The sequence below is a fragment of the Mesorhizobium sp. M0815 genome, assembly GCF_040319995.1.
In the GTDB taxonomy this organism is placed as follows: domain Bacteria; phylum Pseudomonadota; class Alphaproteobacteria; order Rhizobiales; family Rhizobiaceae; genus Mesorhizobium.
Genome location: NZ_JAMYOU010000002.1, coordinates 423,719 through 438,689 on the forward strand (window position 1 = coordinate 423,719; position 14,971 = coordinate 438,689).

The following is a 14,971-nucleotide window of genomic DNA, read 5'->3' on the forward strand; positions in this document are numbered from 1 at the left end:
AGCGTTCGTGCGGTCTTGCCTTCTCTCCTTGTGGGAGAAGGTGGATTGGCGCGCAGCGCCAAGAGGGTTGAGGGGTGCTGGACGGAGTGCAGGGGATGCCAAGCTGGAACACCCCTCATCCGACCGAGCTTCGCTCGGCCACCTTCTCCCACAAGGGGAGAAGGAAGAACCCCCTGCATGACTCCGCCATCAACCTGTGCTATGCGCCGCGCTTCATTTCGGGCACGATGCTGTAATCGGCCGCAAATCGCTTATATTGGCGCAACAATGACCCTTTCATTCGATCTTACCGCCGAAGGCGCGCGTGACGCGTTGCGCACCCGCACGCCTGAAAAGCCGTCGCTGATCGGCTTGACGCGCGCCGAACTCGGGGCCGCCCTCGTCGCCGCCGGCATCGTGCCGGAGCGCCAGGCGAAGATGCGCGCCCAGCAGCTCTGGCACTGGATCTATGTGCGCGGCGTTTCCGATTTTGCCGGCATGTTCAACATCTCCAAGGATTTGCGCGCCGCACTGGACAGGCATTTCACCGTTGCCAGGCCCGAGATCGTCGAGGAGCAGATTTCCTCCGACGGCACGCGCAAATGGCTGTTCCGCTTTCCGCCGCGCGGCGCCGGCCGGCCGGTCGAGATCGAGACCGTCTACATTCCCGAAGAAGGCCGCGGCACGCTCTGCATCTCCTCGCAGGTCGGCTGCACCCTGACCTGCTCCTTCTGCCACACCGGCACGCAAAAGCTGGTGCGCAACCTGACGGCGGAAGAAATCCTCGCCCAGCTTTTGACAGCTCGCGACCGGCTCGGCGATTTCCCCGACCGCGACACGCCCGACGGCGCCATCGTGCCGGCCGAGGGCCGGAAAGTGTCCAACGTCGTCATGATGGGCATGGGTGAGCCGCTCTACAATTTCGAGGCGGTGAAGAAGGCGCTGCTGATTGCATCCGACGGCGACGGGCTTTCCCTGTCGAAGAGGCGCATCACGCTGTCGACCTCGGGCGTCGTGCCCGAAATCTTCCGCACCGGCGAAGAGATCGGCGTCATGCTGGCAATCTCGCTGCACGCTACCAATGACGATCTGCGTGACCTTTTGGTACCGATCAACAAGAAGTATCCGCTCAACGAGCTGATCGCTGCCTGCCGTGCCTATCCCGGCCTGTCCAACGCCAAGCGCATCACCTTCGAATATGTGATGCTAAAGGACGTCAATGATTCCATCGAGGACGCCAAGGCGCTGATCAAGCTGCTCAAGGGCATCCCGGCCAAGATCAATCTGATCCCGTTCAATCCGTGGCCGGGCACCAACTACCAGTGCTCGCACTGGGAGACGATCGAGAAATTCGCCGACTACATCAACAATGCCGGCTATGCCTCGCCGATCCGCACGCCGCGCGGCCGCGACATCCTCGCCGCCTGCGGCCAGCTCAAATCGGACTCCGAGCGCATGCGCAAAGTCGACCGGCTGGCGCTGGAAGCGATGATGATCGCAGGGCACGGCGAGGCGTGAATCGCGTCGTCGCCTATCTGATCCGCTTCGCCGTCATCCTGATCGGTTATGGCGTCGCCTCGCTGGCGGCCAGCGCATTTCTCAATATCATGTTTCTGGCGTCCCTGGGCTACACGCCGGAGCAGGCACCGCCGGCGGCGACGGCTTCCCTCTATTTTTCCGTCCCCTTCGTCGCGCTGTTCGTCGCCTATTTCGCTTTCATGCCGGCGGCGATCGCCATCCTGGTTTCCGAAATCCTCGGCCGGCGCGACTGGCTGTTCTATGCACTGGCGGGCGCGGCGGTGGCGGCGGTCTTCCTCGGCTTCGTCCACCAGACGAACGACGCCAATTTCGAGGTTACCAACACAAGCGTCATGCTGGCGGTGATCGGCTGCGGCATGGTCGGCGGTATTTTCTACTGGCTGAGCGCCGGCCGCTCGGCTGGGAGCTGGCGTCAAATCGGACGCCCTATTTCGCCTGGGCCGTCAGGATCTTGAGCGCGAAGGCCGAAAAAACTCCGGCAAACAGATAGTCGACGACGCGCGTCACGCGCGGGCTGGCTTTCATCGCCGCCGAGAATTTTTCCGCCGCCAGCACCATCGGCGCTGTCACCGGGACCGACAGCACGACGAACATCGCGCCGAGGAAGAACAGCTTTCCCGGCGCATTGGGATCATGCGCGGAGACGAATTGCGGCAGGAAGGTCATGAAGAACAGGATGATCTTCGGATTGAGCAGATTGACGCCGAGCCCCGCCGCCCAGCTGCGAACCAGCGATATCTGCGGCCCGCTCTTCTTCTCCGGTGAAAACGCCGACCCTTTTGTGATCGCCTGCCAGGCCAGGAAGACCAGATAGCCGGCGCCGAAAATCTTCAGCACGAAGAACGCCATCGGCGAGGCGACGATCAGCGCCGAGACGCCGACCACCACCAACGTGGTGTGGATCAGCGTGCCGCACAGCGCGCCGGCCATCGAGGCGAAGCCGGTGGCGCGGCCCTGGCTCAGCGTGCGCGACACGAACAGCGTCATGTCCGGCCCAGGCGTAATCGCCAGGATCACCGTCGCGATGGCGAATTGGATAAGCGTAGCGTTGTCGGGAATGAAGGACATTGGCGGCCTCGGACAAGAAGGCGCAGCCTATAGCGCAGGCGCCTCGCCGACGCCAGCATCTCGCCGCCACGGCGTCTGGTCCAGCGCTTGCGGCTCCCAGGCGCCTGTTCCTCCCTTGCGCAGCCCCGAAACGCCGTGATACCTCGCCCGCAAGAATCCTGTCGCGGAACCGCCCACCATGTCGAAAGCAAAAGCCGTCAAGAAAGTCGTGCTCGCCTATTCTGGCGGCCTTGACACCTCGATCATCCTGAAATGGCTGCAGACCGAGCTCGGCGCCGAGGTCGTGACCTTCACCGCCGATCTAGGCCAGGGTGGCGAACTGGAGCCGGCTAGGCGCAAGGCCGAGATGATGGGCATCAAGGATATTCGCATCGTCGATGTCCGCGAGGAGTTCGTATCCGATTTCGTCTTTCCGATGTTCCGCGCCAACGCTGTCTATGAAGGCACCTATCTGCTCGGCACCTCGATCGCCCGGCCACTGATCTCGAAACATCTTGTCGAGATCGCCAGGGAGACCGGCGCCGATGCGATCGCCCATGGCGCCACCGGCAAGGGCAACGATCAGGTGCGTTTCGAACTCTCGGCCTATGCGCTCAACCCCGACATCAAGGTCATCGCGCCCTGGCGCGACTGGTCGTTCAAGTCGCGCACCGATCTGATCAATTTCGCCGAGCAGCACCAGATTCCGGTGCCGAAGGACAAGAAGGGCGATGCGCCGTTCTCGGTCGACGCCAACCTGCTGCATTCCTCCTCCGAGGGCAAGGTGCTGGAAGACCCGTGGAGCGAGCCGCCGGAATTCGTCCACCAGCGCACCATCTCGCCGATGGATGCGCCGGATGAGGTCACAGAGATCGAAATCGAATTCCTCAAGGGCGATCCCGTCGCGCTCAACGGCAAGAAACTGTCGCCGGCAACGATGCTGGCGGCGCTGAACGATCTCGGCCGCGACAATGGCATCGGCCGGCTCGATCTGGTCGAGAACCGTTTCGTCGGCATGAAATCGCGCGGCGTCTACGAGACCCCCGGCGGCACCATCCTGATATCGGCCCACCGGGCGATCGAATCGATCACGCTGGACCGCGGTGCCGCCCATCTCAAGGACGAGTTCATGCCGCGTTATGCCGAGCTGATCTATAACGGCTTCTGGTTCGCGCCCGAGCGGCTGATGCTGCAGGCGATGATCGACAACAGCCAGGAAGACGTCGAAGGCATCGTGCGGCTGAAGCTCTACAAGGGCAACGTCATTGTCACCGGCCGCAAGTCGAGGAAGACGCTCTATTCCGACGCGCTGGTCACCTTCGAGGACGACCGCGGCGCCTACGACCAGAAAGATGCCGAAGGTTTCATCCGCCTCAATGCGCTGAGGCTGCGCACGCTGGCGGCGCGTGGTCGTAAAGGCTAAGTATATATTCATGAAAATCCTGCTTAGCCTGGATCCATACTCTTAGTGAGCTAATGTAGTTGTTTCTAATGACAGCTGCAGAGCTTTTCTTGCTTGACCTCATGGCCGGATTGTCCAATTGTTTTTTTGGGCAATGGGGCTGTAATAATGCGACTTGGTCTTTTGATTTTGACGGCGATGATCGGCATTCTGGCGGGCTGCCAGACCGGACAGGACATCACGAAGAAGGATCCCCAGGCGGGATGCATCGCCGCTGTCGCTACATGGACCATTACGTTCAAACATGAGATCGCAGCCTTCATGGGCGTTTCTCAGGAACGCATGCCGAGCCTCTTCTGCCGGCGCTTGGGCGATGCGGTGCGCAGCGGCCGAATTGGCTTCTCCGACATAAACAGCCTTCAGCTCGACCAATCCACCGACATCTGGAAGGTCATCAAAGGCAAGTGACAGGTCGGCGATGGTTAGTTTGCGACGCGCCACGCGACTTCCGCTGATGTTGCTGGCGGGCCTGGCAGCAGCCGGAGCGGAGGAATTCGATCCCACCTCGCTCGACCTCGCCGCGCTGATTGAATGCAGGGCCGACGTGCCGGCCTATAACGGATTCGCCTTGTGGCTGAGCGGTGAGCCCGGCGCGGCGGAAAAACTTGGCTGGAAGGAAGTCACCGCCGGCAATCCTTTCCTCAGGCAATACGAGCTGCCGGCCACGGTCGGCGTCTTCGGGCGCGAAACGGCGGCCGTCGTCCTTACCGCGACCGGGCCGATGGCGGTGTTTGACGATGTTTCCGCGCCCGATCTCGCTCGAGCGCTCGGCGTCACAGCGCAAATCTCGACACCGGACAAATTCCTTGGCGAGAAGGTGCTCGTCGAAAGCAGCGAGGAAGCCGACGGCATGACATTTTCCACGCACATTGCGCTCAATGTCTCAACCGTTAATTCACATCCCGGCAAGGTTCTCGCCGGCTGCTCCTACGCGCTCGACGTGAAATAGAAAGCCCGGCGCATGGCCGGGCTTTCTGTCGAATCATTCTATCGAATAGAGATTTCTGTCAGTCGGCATCGATGGCTGTGGCCATGCGGGCGATGGCCTGTTGATAGACGCTAGCGGAATTCCAGCCAGCGATTGCGCCCATATTCGCCTGCGCGCTCGCTCCGGCCCGCCAACCATGGCCCTTGAGGAAGTTGGCCGTGGAAGCCAACGCAGTGCTCTTGTCGCGCAGATTTTTGTTGCCGACGCCATACGTCAAAACATTTCCGGGCAGGAACTGCGTGTGGCCGATCTCGCCATGTGCGGCACCGACCGACGAGGCGCTCAACGCTCCGCGATCGACCAGCTTCAGGGCTGCAATGGCATGGGGATAGAAGAACTCCGGACGGCGGCAATCATAGGCGAGCGTTAAAATGGCAGAGACCGTATTCTGGTTGCCCATGGCGGAACCGAAGCCCGTCTCCATACCCCAGATGGCGATCAACACACCCGGCGACACGCCGTAATTCCGTTCGATCTTGTCGAACAGCGCCGCATTGGCCTTCTTCAGCGCACGGCCCCTGGCAATGATCGCGGACGCGCCACGGCGCTTCATGAAAGCTTCGACCGAGCCGCTGAAAGCCTTATGGATGGCGCGGTCGACGGAGATCGTCTTTGTCGCGTAGGTTGCGCGAGCCAGAGCGGCCAGACCCTTCGAGCCGACACCGTCGGCCTTGGCCTCCGCGGCAAACTCCGGTTTCCACGCCTCGAAGCCGGCGCCGTTTTTGCCACAACTGGCCGCCGCCTGCGCGCCCGTCGCCAGCGCAAGCACCGCCACCACCGTGGCCACTACAAACATCTTCCCCTTGGCAAGAAATGCCATGCTGCTCTCCTGGTTGCCTGAATCACGTTCCCAATTGCGAATTTGCCAGCGAAACACCTGCTTGTCACTGTCCCGGCGCTGCGCCGATGCACTCAATACAGCAGGAACTTCAAATCCACCACACTGGCGGATGCCCGGGAATTTGCCTACGATCAAGTAATTATTGTGGCGGGGACAGAATAAGCATGAAAGACGTTGATGTCGTGATCGTCGGCGCCGGTTCGGCCGGACTTTCGGCTGCCAAGACCCTGCGCGCCGCCGGTTTTTCCTTCAAATTGTTAGAAGCGATGAACCGCGTCGGCGGCCGCGCCTGGACCAGCGACCAGCATTTCGGCGTGCCGTTCGACATCGGCTGCGCCTGGCTGCATGCGGCAGACCGCAATCCCTACTTTCCCGAGGCGAAAGCCGCCGCCTGGACGCTTCATCACCACGACATGAATGTCGATCATCTCTACTACCGCGAGCGAAAGGCAAGCGAAGCCGAAGAGGCCGCGATGAAGGTGGCCGACGCAAGACTGCTCGAACTGGTGGCGGCACGTCAGGTGAGGGAAGGCGACGATGACCGCCTTTCGGCATTGCTCGCCAAAGGCCACGCGCCGCGCGCCGCCGCAACCTTCGCGGGGCCGATGGATTTCGGCGCCGACGAGGACGAGATATCGATCCGCGACTTTCAGGCCGCCGCCGATCTCGATCCGAACTATTTCACCAGGGAAGGCTTCGGCACGCTGGTTGCGCGCTTCGGCGCCGACGTGCCGGTGGAGCTGTCGACGCCGGTGCGCAAGATCCTCTGGGATGGGCCGGGCGTAGCCTGCGTCACGGATCGCGGTACCATCCGCGCCAAGGCTGTCATCGTCACCGCCTCGCCGGCAGTGCTCGCCTTCGAGGAGATTGCGTTCTCGCCCGCACTCCCCGATGGGCATTTCGCTGCCTTCTTCGATCTGCCGATGGGCATGCTGACCAAGCTGCCGGTCGAAATATCCGGCACGAGGCTTGGCTTGGAGCCGTTCGACGATTTGCTGATCGAGCGGCTGGCCCGGCACGACATCTACTTCCTCTGCTTTCCCTTCGACTTCGATTTGATGGTCGGTTTCGTCGGCGGCGATTTCGCTTGGGAGATGTCGGCGGCGGGCGAGGCGGCCGGCATCGACTTCGTCGTCGACCGGCTCTGCGGCATCTTTGGCGGCGACGTACGAAAGCATGTCGGACGCGCAATGATGACCAATTGGGGCGCTGAGCGGTTTGTGCGCGGCGCCTATGCGGCGGCGCGGCCCGGCCGCTCGCAAGCGCGCGCCACGCTGATGCAGCCGGTGGCGGAAAAGATCTTCTTCGCCGGCGAGCATTTGGCCGGTCCGCTGATGCAGACCTGCGGCGGCGCCAGATTGTCGGGCGAGGCAGTGGCCAGGGAGGTCGTGGCCCAGCTTGCGGCAAAATAGCATCGGCCGGCAGGAACGTGGGCCGGTGACAGGCGTTTGGCCTTGTCCTGTTCGCCTCGTCCTCCGCATTTCGAATGATTTGAGACGCCAATGAAGCTTTTCGACTGCCCGCATTGCGGCCACCGTCTCTATTTCGAGAACGCGCAATGCCTGAACTGCGCCAGCCTCGTGCTCTATGATCCCGAGCATGCGCGTTTTGTGCTGTCCGGCATCGACGACATCTTCCAATGCACCAACGCCGACGAATGCGCCTGCAACTGGATGGCGGAGCCTGGCCACGCCTTCTGCCGCGCCTGCACGCTGAACCAGCTGATCCCGGATCTGTCGGTCGACGGCAATCGCCGCCGCTGGATCCGTGTCGAGGCGGCAAAGAAGCGTGCCGTCTATTCGCTGCTCGCCTTCGGCCTGCCGGTCGCATCCAAGCAGAATCCCGGCGACGAGATCGGCCTCGCTTTCGATTTTCTTGCCGATCCTATCGGTGGCGGTCCCGGTGGCGAGCGTATCCTGACCGGCCATGACAACGGCCTGATCACGCTCAACGTCGCCGAGGCGGACTCGGCTGAGCGCGAGCGGCGGCGCGTCGAGATGGGCGAGAACTACCGCACGCTGCTCGGCCATTTCCGCCATGAGCTCGGCCATTACTATTGGGACCGCCTGATCCGTGACGATCCGCAAAAGCTTGCCGGTTTTCGCGCTTTGTTCGGCGACGAACGCGCCGGCTACGAACAAGCGCTGAAGACCTATTACGCCGATGGCGCGCCGCCCGACTGGCAGCAGCGCCATATCTCGGCCTATGCGACGTCGCACCCGTGGGAGGACTGGGCCGAGACATGGGCGCATCACATGCACATCACCGACACGCTGGAGATGGTGCATGCGCTGAATTTCCCGCTCGGCCGGCTGGAGACCGTCGAAGCCAACGAGCTGCCGCGCGCCGATACCGGCGGCGAGCTGCAGCCGGCACCATCGGAACCCGCCACCAGGCCGGAGCCTTTCGAAAAGATCCTCGACCGCTGGCTGGTGCTGTCGGAAGCTTCCAACTCGATCAACCGCTGCATGGGCCTGCCCGATCTGTATCCCTTCGTAATCTCCGACGTGGCGGCGCAAAAGCTTGCTTTTGTTCACGAGCTTTTGACTGACCTGCCGAAAACTATTGGAACAAATCGTGAGCCGGCGGAGGCTTTTTAGCCGGAACGCATGCCGCTTTGCTTCGTTTTCGGTCCCGAGGGACTGTGAAACGGAGAGAAAACCATGAAACGCATATTGTTTCCGGCGGTGGCCGGAGCGCTCATAGCGATGTCGGGCTCTGCTTTGGCCGAAACCGCCGTCTCGGCCATCACCGATCTCAATGTACGCGCCGGCCCCGGCCCGCAATATCCGGTCATCGGGGTACTCGCGGCCGGCCAGTCGGCGACGCTCGACGGCTGCATCGCCAACAGCAAATGGTGCACCATCGCCGAGGCCAACGGCCAAGGCTGGGTCTATTCCGACTATGTGACGGCCGATTTCGGCGGCAGCCGTGTGGTCCTGACACAGCGTCCGGCCGGCGCCGACATTGCCGTCGTGACACCGCCTGCCGATAGCGCCGAATATTCCGACAGCTATACCGGAGCGATCGTTGCCGGCGAGGCGATCGAGCCCATCCGGCGGCCGCCGGCGGAAATCCGCACCTATGTCGAAACGAACCGGCTCGATCCCGTCTATCTCGAAGGCGAGGTGGTTACCGGCGCGATGTTGCCCGACACCGTCGAGCTGCGCGAGATACCCGATTATGATTATCGCTACGTCTATGTGAACGGCCAGCCGGCGCTGGTCGATCCGAGCAGCCGGCGTATCGTGTACGTCGTGCGCTGACGCGCAAAACAGGGCGGTCGCCCTGTAATGGCGGCCGCTCACACCCCGACATTGCCACAAGCCGGCATTGCCGCTGCAATACCGGTTTCCACTTTTGCGTCCGATGCTCTAGATCATGCGAGCCGAAGCACCAGCCAGCGAGCCCGCGTGACGATCGACCCGACCGCCTTCCAACAGTACCGGCACACCGCCTACGAGAAGACCACTTTGCCGCGCCTTCTGCTTGGAACGGTCGTCGTCATCCTGTTCTGGCTCGGAATCACTGCCGCCGTGCTGTTCGGCGGCACCTATGCCTTTGCCGTTTGGCAGGCGTCGTCTGGCACCGCCCCGCCAGGTGGAGGAGCGGTGCAGGATTTCATGGCCTCTCCAGCGGGCATCCTCGCGGCGCTGGCTTCGTTTGCCGGAATCTGGCTCGGCCTTTGGGCTGCCATGCGCTGGATCCATCGCGAGAAGTTGACGGCCCTGATCGGCGTCAGCCGGCGCATTTCATGGTCGGGGTTCCTGAAAGGGCTGGCCGCCGTGCTGATCACCTCGCTGCTTTCCGAGATCCTGCTTTACGGCCTGCAGCCCGATATTGCGCGCGGTACGATCGGCCTGTCTTCGTGGCTTTTGTTCCTGATCCCGATCGCTGCGCTGACCTTTCTGCAGACCTCGTCGGAGGAGATGCTGTTTCGCGGTTATCTGCTCAGGGGCCTGGCGAGCCGGTTCCAGAACCCTTTCATCTGGGCGCTGCTGCCGGGATTGCTGTTCACCTCGCTACATTGGAGCCCAGGCTCGAGCGCCGCGATCAATGCCTGCGTGCTGGCCTCGATCGCCGCCTTTGCGCTGCTGCTGACGCTTCTGGTCTATGCAACCGGCAATCTCGGTGCCGGCTTCGGCGCCCATCTCGGCAACAATCTGACCGGCTTCCTGCTGATTTCGCACCAGCAAAGCTATAATTCCTTCGCCCTGTTCAACGCCAAGCCGCTCGAAGCCGCCGGCTGGACGACTTCAGACGCCGTCCTCATCGCCGCGATCGGCATCGTCAGCAGCCTGTTGACCGTTCTGCTGCTTTTGCATCCGCGCTCCCCGCTGAAGGTCGAGCCGGATATGGCGCGCGCCAGCAGCGTGCGCTGATGCGCCTTGCCTGGTTGTCCTGAGCATATTTGGCGCAAAGCCTGACCAAAGCTTGACTCCGCGGCCGATTTCCTGTCTACACGCCGCGAAATTCCGCGACGAGTATTCCTCCGAGCAAACCGACCGGGACGCCGAAACCTCTTTGAGGTGAAGTGCTGTAAATCGATCCCGGAGGCCAACACCCGGCAGCGCTGTGCGCCCCCGGGTGCTTTTTGGCTTTGGGCTTTTGCCCGGACCGGCTTTTGCTTGGACAGCTGGCGCGAACGCATTACCTCTCGGGCATCATCCGGGTGCCAGGGAAAAGGAAAAAGAATGTTTGAATCGCTACAGGAACGTCTTGGTTCGATCCTGAACGGCCTCACCGGCCGCGGCGCCTTGTCGGAGGCGGATGTCTCGGCGGCGCTGCGCGAGGTGCGCCGCGCGCTGCTCGAGGCCGACGTGGCGCTGGAAGTGGTGCGTTCCTTCACCGACAAGGTGCGCGAGAAGGCCGTCGGCGCCGCCGTGGTCAAGTCGATCAAGCCCGGCCAGATGGTCGTCAAGATCGTCCATGACGAGCTGGTCGAGATGCTCGGCGCCGAGGGCGTCGCCATCGACCTCAATGCGCCGGCTCCGGTCGTCATCATGATGGTCGGCCTGCAAGGTTCCGGCAAGACGACGACCTCGGCCAAGATCGCCAAGCGGTTGGCCGAGCGCCAGAACAAGAAGGTCTTGATGGCCTCGCTCGACACGCGGCGTCCCGCCGCGCAAGAGCAGCTCCGTCAACTCGGCGAGCAGGTCAAGGTCGCGACGCTGCCGATCGTCGCCGGCCAGACGCCAGTCGACATCGCCCGCCGCGCCGTGCAGGCGGCAAAGCTCGGCGGCCATGACATCGTCATCCTCGACACCGCCGGCCGTACGCACATCGACGAGCCGTTGATGGTCGAGATGGCCGACATCAAGAAGGTGTCGTCGCCGCACGAGATCCTGCTGGTTGCCGATTCGCTGACCGGCCAGGACGCCGTCAATCTGGCGAAAAGCTTCGATGAGCGTGTTGGCATCACCGGCCTCGTGCTGACCCGCATGGACGGCGACGGTCGCGGTGGCGCAGCACTCTCGATGCGCGCCGTCACCGGCAAGCCGATCAAGCTGATCGGCATCGGCGAAAAAATGGACGCGCTGGAGGAATTCCACCCCAAGCGCATCGCCGACCGCATCCTCGGCATGGGCGACATCGTCAGCCTCGTCGAAAAGGCAGCCGAGAACATCGACGCCGAGCAGGCGGCGGCGATGGCCAAGAAGATGCAGTCGGGCAAGTTCGACCTGAACGACCTCGCCGGCCAGCTTCAGCAAATGTCGAAAATGGGTGGCATGGGCGGCATCATGGGCATGATGCCGGGCATGGGCAAGATGAAGGACCAGATGGCCGCCGCCGGTCTCGACGACAAGATGTTCGGCCGCCAGCTCGCCATCATCTCGTCGATGACCAAGGCCGAGCGCGCCAATCCCGATATTCTGAAGCACTCGCGCAAGAAGCGCATCGCCGCCGGCTCGGGCACCGACGCGGCCGAAATCAACAAGCTGTTGAAGATGCATCGCGGCATGGCCGACATGATGAAGGCGATGGGCGGCAAGGGCAAAGGTAGCGGCCTGATGCGCGGCATGATGGGCGGCCTCGCTTCCAAGATGGGGCTCGGCGGCATGATGCCCGGCATGGGCGGCCAAGGCGGCATGATGGGCGGCGGCATGCCCGATCTGTCCAAGATGGACCCCAAGCAGCTCGAGGCCTTGCAGAAGCAGGCACAGGCGGCCGGGCTCGGCGGCATGAAGGGCCTGCCCGGCGGCTTTCCCGCTGGCGGTGGCCTGCCTGGCTTGCCCGGCGGCATGAAGCTCCCTGGTTTGCCGGGATCCGGCGGCGGGCTGCCTGGCCTCGGCAAGAAGAAATGAGGGCGCCATGAACGAAGAAAAGGACATGGCTGACGCGCGCGCGGCGCTGGTCAATTATCGCGCCTCGATCGACAACATCGACGCGGCGCTGATCCACATGCTGGCCGAGCGCTTCCGCTGCACCAAGGCGGTCGGCGTGCTGAAGGCGGAGCATGGCCTGCCGCCTGCCGATCCGGCACGCGAGCAGCAGCAGATCGCCCGTCTTCGCCAACTGGCGAAGGACGCCCATCTCGACCCGGATTTCGCGGAAAAATTCCTGAACTTCGTCGTCCGCGAAGTGATCCGCCATCACGAGCAGATCGCCGCATCCAACGGCATAACGAAAAACGGCTGAGGACCAGCCACCAACCGATCAACCAAATCAGAGCTTTTTAGGAGAAAAGAAATGCCACTGAAAATCCGACTGGCCCGTGCGGGCTCGAAGAAGCGTCCCTATTACCACGTCGTCGTCGCCGATGCCCGTTCGCCGCGCGACGGCCGTTTCATCGAGTCGCTTGGCTCGTGGAACCCGCTGCTGCCCAAGGACGGCGAACGCGTCAAGGTTGACGCCGAGCGCGTCAAGCATTGGCTGTCGCACGGCGCCCAGCCGACCGACCGCGTGCTGCGCTTCCTCGACGAGGCCGGCCTCGCCAAGCGCGAAGCCCGCGCCAACCCGAAGAAGGCCGAGCCCGGCAAGAAGGCGCAAGAGCGCGCAGCCCTGCTGAAGAAGGCGCAGGAGGAAGCTGCAGCCGCTGTTGCCGCCGCTTCCGCCGCGCCGGCCGAGGCGGAAGCCGCCAGCGCCGAATAAGTCATCGATTGCCCTTCACAAAACGGCTGACCAGTCACAAAACGGCGGGCCTTTGCCCGCCGTTTTGCTGTCCATCCGTATGATGCGGCCCGATCAATAGCCTTCCGGGCAACTCGCAACGTAGACACGGCCATTGCGATCGCGATAACGGCACTGGCCGCTTTCGCTGGCACGGCCGATCAGCGCACCGGCCAAGGCGCCGGCCGCACCGCCGATCACCGCGCCCTTGGTCGGGTTGCCGGCCACTGCGGCGCCGACCGCCGCACCGCCCAGGCCACCAACGGCCGCGCCTTGCTCAGTACGGGAGCAGGCACCGAGCGGCACCAGCAGGGCCATCAAGATCATCACCTTTTTCATTGTCGTTCCTCTCCAACAGGGTGCCGTCCTCGCCGCTGCGCCCCCTAACTCGCAACCAGCCAATTTGATCCAAAGAAGAAGATCGGCAGCAGACCGGGCGGCGCTCGATTTGATCCAAAGAGAAGAAAGGCGGCGGCAGACAGCGCCCTCTCTGGCGGCGTGGCCGCCATCGAACGGCTTTGGAAGTCGCTGCTATTGGCTGAACGGGATCAGCGCGCGCACCCTTGGATCGCGCAGATACAGGCCGCCCCAGAGGATGGCGCCGAGGTAGACGCCGAACAGCATATGCGAGAACAAAGGGCTGCCGATACGCACATGCGTGGCGATGGCGCCGCCGAGATAGGCGGTGAGCAGGATGGCGCCGAGCACCGAGGTGCGCGGCAGTACATAAAGTGCTGTCGAGACCAATCCAATGATGCCGAGCATGCGCGAGACATTGGCATCGGCTGGCCAGCCGAGCTGCACCATGGTCTGGGTGACGATTTCGAGCGGCGGTAGCTTGATGACGCCGTCGAAGATCATGAACAGCACGATGACGGCGCTGAGCACGCGACCGGCCCAGAGGGCGCGCGGTGAGACGGATGCTGCCTGAGACTTGGTCATTGATGTTCCCTCCGGTCGTTGCGAGCACTGGCTTTTCTGCCAGCTCGAACCAAGGACGCGTCCCATGACGGCCATCCGACATGCCTCCAGTGCTTTTCACTCCGGGGACGGCGACCTTGGATGTGCAAGTTCAGCCAGCAACCAACCTGGCCAAGTCCACCTTGCGAGGTGAGGTGGAGGGCGTTATTGGAAATCCGTAAGGGTATCTCCCGAGCGCTCGACGGCAGCAGCCGCCTAATCGCACAACGAAAGTAAGCGATGGCCGGAGAGACCGACCTGAAAAAGTTGCTGGCGGCAATGACGCCGGAGTTGCTTGCCGGCGTTCATGTCTTCACCACGTTGCCACCTGATGCGGCCGTTCCCGACCAGCTCGATCCGGTAATGCTGTTTCGCGAGCACGAGGGCATGACGCTGATCGTGCTTGAAGACCAGGCCAAGACCGCTGGCCTGAAAACCGTGTTCCGCTGCCGGATGCTGACGCTGAACGTCCATTCGTCGCTGGAAGCGGTCGGCTTCCTCGCCGCCATCACCGCGCGGCTGGCCACCGCCGGCATCGGCGTCAATCCGGTCTCGGCCTTCTACCACGATCACCTGTTCGTGCCCGCCGACCGGGCGGAGGAGGCGCTGGATGTTTTGCAGAAACTCGCTGCGGACGCCGCACGATAAGGATCAATGCCTTCGGACGTACAAAATGTCGGGCAATCGCTCTTCATTGTTCGTGCCGTTGCCCAAAGCTTCCGCGCGAAAGCCATGGCGCTCGTAGAAGCGCCGAGCGCCTGAGTTCGACTGAAAGCAATGCAATTTCACAACCGGCAAATTCGCGGTTGCTTGTGTCAGCAGCCGGGCGCCGATGCCTTGGCCAGTCCAGGCAGGATCCAGATAGAGCTGCTCGACCCATTCTCCTGCAACGGCGACAAAGCCAACAATGGCCGCGTCGATTTCGGCGACCGTCACGTGCTGCTGCGCCAGCACGGTGCCGCTGATGAAGGCCATCTCCTCATCCGGTGTATGCAGGACCGGCATCCAGTCGAACGACGAAAGCGCTGCGCGCATGATCCTGGCA

18 protein-coding genes are annotated in these 14,971 nt (G+C 62.8%); 12 read left to right on the forward strand and 6 right to left on the reverse strand.

The genetic code is table 11. From position 1 onward, the window contains the following. The first annotated feature begins 267 nt into the window (after positions 1-267). Positions 268-1,497, forward strand: a complete 1,230-nt coding sequence (rlmN, locus tag NKI01_RS04750; protein WP_352588001.1) for a dual-specificity RNA methyltransferase RlmN — start codon at positions 268-270, stop codon at positions 1,495-1,497. Beyond that, positions 1,494-1,973 (forward strand): hypothetical protein, encoded by a 480-nt coding sequence (locus tag NKI01_RS04755; protein WP_023721901.1) that lies wholly within the window; start codon positions 1,494-1,496, stop codon positions 1,971-1,973. The genes rlmN and NKI01_RS04755 overlap by 4 nt, the downstream gene beginning before the upstream one ends. Here the strand turns inward: NKI01_RS04755 and NKI01_RS04760 are convergent. Next, positions 1,945-2,586 carry a LysE family translocator gene (locus tag NKI01_RS04760; RefSeq protein WP_023721902.1) on the reverse strand — a complete coding sequence of 214 codons (642 nt, stop codon included), beginning with the start codon at positions 2,584-2,586 and terminating at the stop codon, positions 1,945-1,947. The genes NKI01_RS04755 and NKI01_RS04760 overlap by 29 nt on opposite strands. Positions 2,587-2,764: 178 nt before the next feature. Between NKI01_RS04760 and NKI01_RS04765 the strand changes: the two genes are divergently transcribed. Next, positions 2,765-3,988, forward strand: a complete 1,224-nt coding sequence (locus NKI01_RS04765; RefSeq protein ID WP_352481074.1) for an argininosuccinate synthase — start codon at positions 2,765-2,767, stop codon at positions 3,986-3,988. A gap of 99 nt (positions 3,989-4,087) precedes the next feature. Here NKI01_RS04765 and NKI01_RS04770 read toward each other — a convergent pair whose 3' ends face one another. Then, positions 4,088-4,468, reverse strand: coding sequence for a hypothetical protein (locus NKI01_RS04770; protein WP_352516116.1), 381 nt, complete (start codon positions 4,466-4,468; stop codon positions 4,088-4,090). A 13-nt stretch (positions 4,469-4,481) separates the two neighbouring features. On the opposite strand from NKI01_RS04770, the gene NKI01_RS04775 reads away from it, so the two are divergent. After that, positions 4,482-4,976 carry a hypothetical protein gene (locus tag NKI01_RS04775; RefSeq protein ID WP_352495991.1) on the forward strand — a complete coding sequence of 165 codons (495 nt, stop codon included), beginning with the start codon at positions 4,482-4,484 and terminating at the stop codon, positions 4,974-4,976. A 58-nt stretch (positions 4,977-5,034) separates the two neighbouring features. Here the strand turns inward: NKI01_RS04775 and NKI01_RS04780 are convergent, their stop codons facing one another. After that, positions 5,035-5,835 (reverse strand): lytic murein transglycosylase, encoded by an 801-nt coding sequence (locus tag NKI01_RS04780; protein ID WP_023721906.1) that lies wholly within the window; start codon positions 5,833-5,835, stop codon positions 5,035-5,037. Between the two features lie 185 nt (positions 5,836-6,020). Here NKI01_RS04780 and NKI01_RS04785 point away from each other — a divergent pair, with 185 nt between their 5' ends. The 7 genes from NKI01_RS04785 to rpsP all read left to right on the forward strand — a co-directional run bounded on the left by NKI01_RS04785 (position 6,021) and on the right by rpsP (position 12,948). Continuing rightward, positions 6,021-7,268, forward strand: coding sequence for a flavin monoamine oxidase family protein (locus tag NKI01_RS04785; RefSeq protein ID WP_352495992.1), 1,248 nt, complete (start codon positions 6,021-6,023; stop codon positions 7,266-7,268). A gap of 90 nt (positions 7,269-7,358) precedes the next feature. Beyond that, on the forward strand, positions 7,359-8,456 hold the full coding sequence (locus NKI01_RS04790; protein WP_352481078.1) for a zinc-binding metallopeptidase family protein: 1,098 nt from the start codon (positions 7,359-7,361) through the stop codon (positions 8,454-8,456). A gap of 63 nt (positions 8,457-8,519) precedes the next feature. Then, complete coding sequence (locus tag NKI01_RS04795) at positions 8,520-9,122, forward strand: DUF1236 domain-containing protein (RefSeq protein WP_023721909.1); 603 nt, start codon at positions 8,520-8,522, stop codon at positions 9,120-9,122. Positions 9,123-9,269: 147 nt separating this feature from the next. Next, entirely contained in the window at positions 9,270-10,238 is a 969-nt protein-coding gene (locus NKI01_RS04800; protein ID WP_352962056.1) for a CPBP family intramembrane glutamic endopeptidase, read from the forward strand. 312 nt (positions 10,239-10,550) lie between these two features. Beyond that, complete coding sequence (gene ffh, locus NKI01_RS04805) at positions 10,551-12,161, forward strand: signal recognition particle protein (RefSeq protein ID WP_352481079.1); 1,611 nt, start codon at positions 10,551-10,553, stop codon at positions 12,159-12,161. 7 nt (positions 12,162-12,168) lie between these two features. Next, on the forward strand, positions 12,169-12,495 hold the full coding sequence (locus tag NKI01_RS04810) for a chorismate mutase (RefSeq protein ID WP_352962059.1): 327 nt from the start codon (positions 12,169-12,171) through the stop codon (positions 12,493-12,495). Positions 12,496-12,546: 51 nt separating this feature from the next. Beyond that, on the forward strand, positions 12,547-12,948 hold the full coding sequence (gene rpsP / locus NKI01_RS04815) for a 30S ribosomal protein S16 (RefSeq protein ID WP_023721913.1): 402 nt from the start codon (positions 12,547-12,549) through the stop codon (positions 12,946-12,948). Between the two features lie 93 nt (positions 12,949-13,041). Here rpsP and NKI01_RS04820 read toward each other — a convergent pair whose 3' ends face one another. Further along, positions 13,042-13,305, reverse strand: coding sequence for a YMGG-like glycine zipper-containing protein (locus tag NKI01_RS04820; protein ID WP_023680734.1), 264 nt, complete (start codon positions 13,303-13,305; stop codon positions 13,042-13,044). A 192-nt stretch (positions 13,306-13,497) separates the two neighbouring features. After that, positions 13,498-13,908 carry a DoxX family protein gene (locus NKI01_RS04825; protein WP_023721914.1) on the reverse strand — a complete coding sequence of 137 codons (411 nt, stop codon included), beginning with the start codon at positions 13,906-13,908 and terminating at the stop codon, positions 13,498-13,500. A gap of 258 nt (positions 13,909-14,166) precedes the next feature. Here NKI01_RS04825 and NKI01_RS04830 point away from each other — a divergent pair, with 258 nt between their 5' ends. Next, the gene (locus tag NKI01_RS04830) at positions 14,167-14,574 is read left to right on the forward strand and encodes an ACT domain-containing protein (protein WP_352481080.1); all 408 of its coding nucleotides are present in this window, start codon (positions 14,167-14,169) and stop codon (positions 14,572-14,574) included. 3 nt (positions 14,575-14,577) lie between these two features. Here NKI01_RS04830 and NKI01_RS04835 read toward each other — a convergent pair whose 3' ends face one another. Continuing rightward, entirely contained in the window at positions 14,578-14,961 is a 384-nt protein-coding gene (locus NKI01_RS04835; RefSeq protein WP_352548521.1) for a GNAT family N-acetyltransferase, read from the reverse strand. Positions 14,962-14,971: the final 10 nt, after the last annotated feature.

What these genes read in the sequence shown, in the direction of transcription:
- NKI01_RS04790 (WP_352481078.1), top strand. Translation starts at nt 7,359, where the DNA reads ATGAAGCTTTTCGACTGCCCGCATTGCGGCCACCGTCTCTATTTCGAG.
- rpsP (WP_023721913.1), top strand. Translation starts at nt 12,547, where the DNA reads ATGCCACTGAAAATCCGACTGGCCCGTGCGGGCTCGAAGAAGCGTCCC.
- NKI01_RS04785 (WP_352495992.1), top strand. Translation starts at nt 6,021, where the DNA reads ATGAAAGACGTTGATGTCGTGATCGTCGGCGCCGGTTCGGCCGGACTT.
- NKI01_RS04775 (WP_352495991.1), top strand. Translation starts at nt 4,482, where the DNA reads ATGTTGCTGGCGGGCCTGGCAGCAGCCGGAGCGGAGGAATTCGATCCC.
- ffh (WP_352481079.1), top strand. Translation starts at nt 10,551, where the DNA reads ATGTTTGAATCGCTACAGGAACGTCTTGGTTCGATCCTGAACGGCCTC.
- NKI01_RS04830 (WP_352481080.1), top strand. Translation starts at nt 14,167, where the DNA reads ATGGCCGGAGAGACCGACCTGAAAAAGTTGCTGGCGGCAATGACGCCG.
- NKI01_RS04780 (WP_023721906.1), bottom strand. Translation starts at nt 5,835, where the DNA reads ATGGCATTTCTTGCCAAGGGGAAGATGTTTGTAGTGGCCACGGTGGTG.
- rlmN (WP_352588001.1), top strand. Translation starts at nt 268, where the DNA reads ATGACCCTTTCATTCGATCTTACCGCCGAAGGCGCGCGTGACGCGTTG.
- NKI01_RS04820 (WP_023680734.1), bottom strand. Translation starts at nt 13,305, where the DNA reads ATGAAAAAGGTGATGATCTTGATGGCCCTGCTGGTGCCGCTCGGTGCC.
- NKI01_RS04765 (WP_352481074.1), top strand. Translation starts at nt 2,765, where the DNA reads ATGTCGAAAGCAAAAGCCGTCAAGAAAGTCGTGCTCGCCTATTCTGGC.
- NKI01_RS04835 (WP_352548521.1), bottom strand. Translation starts at nt 14,961, where the DNA reads ATGCGCGCAGCGCTTTCGTCGTTCGACTGGATGCCGGTCCTGCATACA.
- NKI01_RS04795 (WP_023721909.1), top strand. Translation starts at nt 8,520, where the DNA reads ATGAAACGCATATTGTTTCCGGCGGTGGCCGGAGCGCTCATAGCGATG.
- NKI01_RS04810 (WP_352962059.1), top strand. Translation starts at nt 12,169, where the DNA reads ATGAACGAAGAAAAGGACATGGCTGACGCGCGCGCGGCGCTGGTCAAT.
- NKI01_RS04825 (WP_023721914.1), bottom strand. Translation starts at nt 13,908, where the DNA reads ATGACCAAGTCTCAGGCAGCATCCGTCTCACCGCGCGCCCTCTGGGCC.
- NKI01_RS04760 (WP_023721902.1), bottom strand. Translation starts at nt 2,586, where the DNA reads ATGTCCTTCATTCCCGACAACGCTACGCTTATCCAATTCGCCATCGCG.